At 44.8% G+C, this 3,969-nt stretch carries 3 protein-coding genes and 1 pseudogene; all 4 read right to left on the bottom strand.

The window, feature by feature from the left end; all coding sequences use genetic code 11:
• A pseudogene (locus Q0R35_RS08130) lies at nucleotides 1-303 on the bottom strand (serine protease); the annotation flags it as partial.
• A 158-nt stretch (nucleotides 304-461) separates the two neighbouring features.
• Nucleotides 462-1,163 carry a serine protease gene (locus Q0R35_RS08125; protein WP_295615889.1) on the bottom strand — a complete coding sequence of 234 codons (702 nt, stop codon included), beginning with the start codon at nucleotides 1,161-1,163 and terminating at the stop codon, nucleotides 462-464.
• Nucleotides 1,164-1,250: 87 nt separating this feature from the next.
• Nucleotides 1,251-1,793, bottom strand: coding sequence for a COP23 domain-containing protein (locus Q0R35_RS08120; RefSeq protein ID WP_295615885.1), 543 nt, complete (start codon nucleotides 1,791-1,793; stop codon nucleotides 1,251-1,253).
• 5 nt (nucleotides 1,794-1,798) lie between these two features.
• Entirely contained in the window at nucleotides 1,799-3,859 is a 2,061-nt protein-coding gene (locus Q0R35_RS08115; protein ID WP_295615882.1) for a hypothetical protein, read from the bottom strand.
• Nucleotides 3,860-3,969 lie beyond the last annotated feature (110 nt).

Genomic DNA, 3,969 nt, shown 5'->3' with positions numbered 1-3,969 from the left:
ATCTCCAGGTGCAGAGATAATGGAGCTACTAATTACCTCATGCTGCTTATCGTCAGGCGTGGTAAGTTGATAATTAACCTTCTTTTTGACCACATGAGCGGCAGTGAGAACGGTATAAATATCTCCTTCACGTTTGAGGATGACTCCCGAACCTTGTTGGGTAGGGCTGGTAATTAAAACTGTAATCGTTCTGGCTGTCTCGGCAACTTCTACCGAACTCTTGGCAGCAGCAACAGTCTGGACGAGCGGAATAGTTGCGGCGATCCCAATTAATCCGACCCATTGTGCAATTCTTGATGACATAAAAATAGATTGATGTGGTAGTGGTATCGATTTCCCAAAGGGAACGCTTCTCTCCGAGAGGCTTCGCGAACGAGAGGCTGTGCCTACGGCAGGCTACGCCAACGCCAACGCGAACGAATGAGACGATCTTTGAGTTAAATTGCGCGATCGATTTTCTGTTATTGCCCCTTGAGTTCGACCCCCATCTGATTGGCTACCGTACCAAAGAGATCGATCGGGATGCCTAGATTGAACCCGTTTCTTTTACCATCGGTATCTCGGTCGGCTATGCCATGAATGGCGACTAGCTCCCCATTGCTATTTAATACCGCACCACCTCCCATTCCTGGTAGTGTATCGTTGTTGTAGATGAGGGAATAGCCTCTGGTGAAAGTTTTATTACTGTTGGCGATGACCTTACCTTCAACCACCGCTAATACAGGTAAAGTAATCGCCCGATCTTTAGCTGGAAATCCGGCTACATATAGTTCCATCCCTGCTTTAATAAGGTTACTATTTCCTAGTTTGGCTGTACGGTAATCGGTCGTCGCTTTAAATTTGATAATGGCGAAATCGACATCTCCAGGTGCAGACTGAATCGAGTTGGCAATTACCTCATACGCGCGATCGTCTGGCGTGGTAATTTTATAATCGACTTTCTTTTTCACCATATAAGCGGTGGTGAGGACAGTATAAACATCACCTTGATGCTGGATAATTACCCCCGAACCTTGAAAATTAGAGCTGGCGATCGACACGGTAACTGCTTTGGCGATCTCGGCAACCTCAACCGAAGTCTTGGCAACGGCGACTATCTGGACGAGCGGAATAGTCGCGGCGATGCCGATTAATCCGATCCACTGTGAAATTCTTAATGACATAAAAGTATGGTTATTTGGTAATGTTGTTAACATTGATTCGAGGATAGCAGCAAATATTTAAAAAACTGAAATTATAGCGATCGGACTCTATTGGCGATTTACTTGTCGCTGTTCGATCGATGCTTTAATATTAATAATAATATCGTCATCATCGTCTTCAGAAGCCTGGTAGATCCCACCATCGCTACGTTCCGATCGCATTTTTTTCAAAAGTTCTTTGTGTACGCTGTTGGGATTAGTTGCTGATAGTTCAAAAATCTTATTTGTGTCATTACAAGAACTAGCTTTATCAGCCAATCCACAGATAATAGTTTTATTGTTATTGGCGATACCGATCCTGATATAGTTGAGATTGCCCTGCGACCACAGATATTGGAATCGATCGGACACTTCTCGGCATTTAACTTTGGGATTGCTAATTAATTTGGACTCCCAGCGAATTAGTTCTTTGGTTTTGCCTGAGTTCCGATTTTTGACAACAGTAACGAATACCTCCTTTTTATCTTGTTCGCAGGTGAAAAAATCGGTAGATTTAGCCTCGACAGCCGCTGGCAGAATTGCCGCCAATGCTGATAGTGTCAGCAGACTGAACGAGAGTAGTTTGGATAAATTAACAGGATAAGATTGCATGTTGGCTAAACCTGGGATGATTCATTGGGTAGCTTTATTAAGCATACTAAATAACTGCTAATGCCAACACCGATCGCGGCGGGGATGAGTGGTAATAAGTAGCCACACATAAATAATATCCCGCCACTACAAAGACAAGCGATCGCCACGAGCGGCAAATATAGTCGCCGCGTATAAAAAATCGCTGCGCCTCCGATTCCTGACCAAATTAAGATATAAACAATCTCGATCGAACGTCTAGATCCAGTTAGTAGTGGTCGGTGAGGATCGATCGATCTGACAATCTGTTCGGTAGCGATCGCGTGAATCATCACAGGCGAAGAGAGATCTTTGACAACTCCAACTAAGAGAATTTTGCCCTTGAATCGATCGGAATTTTGCTTGCTAATATCGCTTAATTTAATTCGCTCGATCGTCGATGCTAAATAAGGGTTTAAGATAAGATCGCGATCGATCGATCGGCTATGTACTGCGGGATAATTTTTAGTAACCGCCCAAGCTAAAGGTTGACAATCGTTAGTTCGACTTATTGGTGCATAATTAATCTGAGGGAATCGAGCTTCACAATTGATGCTGATATTCGATTGTTTTAACCAATTATCATTATGTTCGGATTCAATTTTGAGATCTGAACCCAAGGCTAGAAAAGGTAGATTAGCCAGTTGTTGCAATTGCGCTCCACTGGATATAGATTCACCACTAACATTCACTCGCTCCTCATCGTCATCATTGGTATCGACAACGATCGTCTGCGACGGCATTGGCATTATGGCAACTTGAGCTAATTGCAATCTGTCGATCGCCAGCGACTCTAATTTTTGAATGGGCGATAGGGTTTGTAAGCCGACGGTAATGCCTGTAGAGAGCAGTGAAATCCCAATCCAGGTGAGGGGTAAGCGATCGGATTTCGTCAGCCACCTGCGAACTGCTATAACGGGCTGCGGGGCTGGTAGCTGCCACCAGGAGCGGCTGAGATCGGCCCAGGTTACTTGCTGGTGGGGATTGTGAACCAACATCGGCAACCAACTTTCAAATTCATCATCGCGATCGGTTGCCGAGATCGATCGCCCTCTGGCGTACCCAAAAGCAGTAGTAAAATCTCCACCCTGACTGTACCTACCCAACAAATCGCGACAAAATTGTTGAGCTAACTTATCGGGAATCTGCGATCGCATCACAACTAAATAGGGAATATTTAGATCCGCGAGTTCTTGAGCTAAACCCAAACCACTACAGCAATTAAAGATCGCAATTTGTAAACCGCGATCGATCGCTTGTTTTAAATCTGTTTTAATTTTAGCGATCGAGATCGGCGTATCTTTATCGAGATAAATCTTGCCAACAGTTTGAATTTTAGCTTCTAGTTCTAGTTCGATCGTTTCGCCATGTCCGCCAAAAAATAGCATCCGAATCTGTTGCTGCTGGGCGAGAGCATCGGAGATTGCCAATGCCGATTTTGGTTGGCAAGCTGTTACCCTCGCGTGTGGCTGCTGGAGAGCTGCTAAATCCCGATCTAAACCTAATTCTGGCGCATTCCCCCAAATCGCTAAAATGTCCACCTTGCCATTGGCACGGAGCCGCTGCTGGCGATTGTTGCGAACGTAAGATCTACTAAAAGATTCGACACAATGCTCGTAAGCTGTGCAGAAATCCCAGCGATGCCAAGGTAATTTCCATAAGAAATCATCGTCGGTAATAATCGAGAGCAAAATGCGATCGTCAGCATTTAAATCTCGGCGCAACCGAGCCTGAATCTTAGTATAGAAATCGCCCTGATTTAACCAGTTATTTAGTGCGGTGGTGAGATCTTGAGTAGTTTGATAAATTTCGGCAATTGAAGCATTGGCGGCGTTATTTTTGGCAAATGTCACCCCACGTCCGCCCAGGCGGACAGAAGCTCGATACAGCCGTTGCCACTGCTGGTATTTACGCTCTAGTTCTAGATCTGGTAATAAGCTTGCCGTATCCCCCCAGCCATCGCAGCCATCTCCGGTTAGCTCTACATTCACCGACGGAAAACCCGCTGGCAAGCTCCCCTTGCCTAATTGCAACACGATCTGTTTCATCACTTTTAAGCTACAAATTTCTCAATCTGACTCACCCCATCCAGTTGCAACTGAATATTAAAAGTAGTCCCGACATCACAAGTAAAAATTGGCAGTTGAATTTGAAAATC

Origin of the sequence: Chamaesiphon sp. GL140_3_metabinner_50 (assembly GCF_025361915.1) — a bacterium.
Classification (GTDB): Bacteria; Cyanobacteriota; Cyanobacteriia; order Cyanobacteriales; family Chamaesiphonaceae; genus Chamaesiphon.
Note: the sequence above shows the minus strand (reverse complement) of the source record. Positions and strands in the feature narration are given on the sequence as shown.

What these genes read in the sequence shown, in the direction of transcription:
- Q0R35_RS08125 (WP_295615889.1), bottom strand. Translation starts at nt 1,163, where the DNA reads ATGTCATTAAGAATTTCACAGTGGATCGGATTAATCGGCATCGCCGCG.
- Q0R35_RS08120 (WP_295615885.1), bottom strand. Translation starts at nt 1,793, where the DNA reads ATGCAATCTTATCCTGTTAATTTATCCAAACTACTCTCGTTCAGTCTG.
- Q0R35_RS08115 (WP_295615882.1), bottom strand. Translation starts at nt 3,859, where the DNA reads ATGAAACAGATCGTGTTGCAATTAGGCAAGGGGAGCTTGCCAGCGGGT.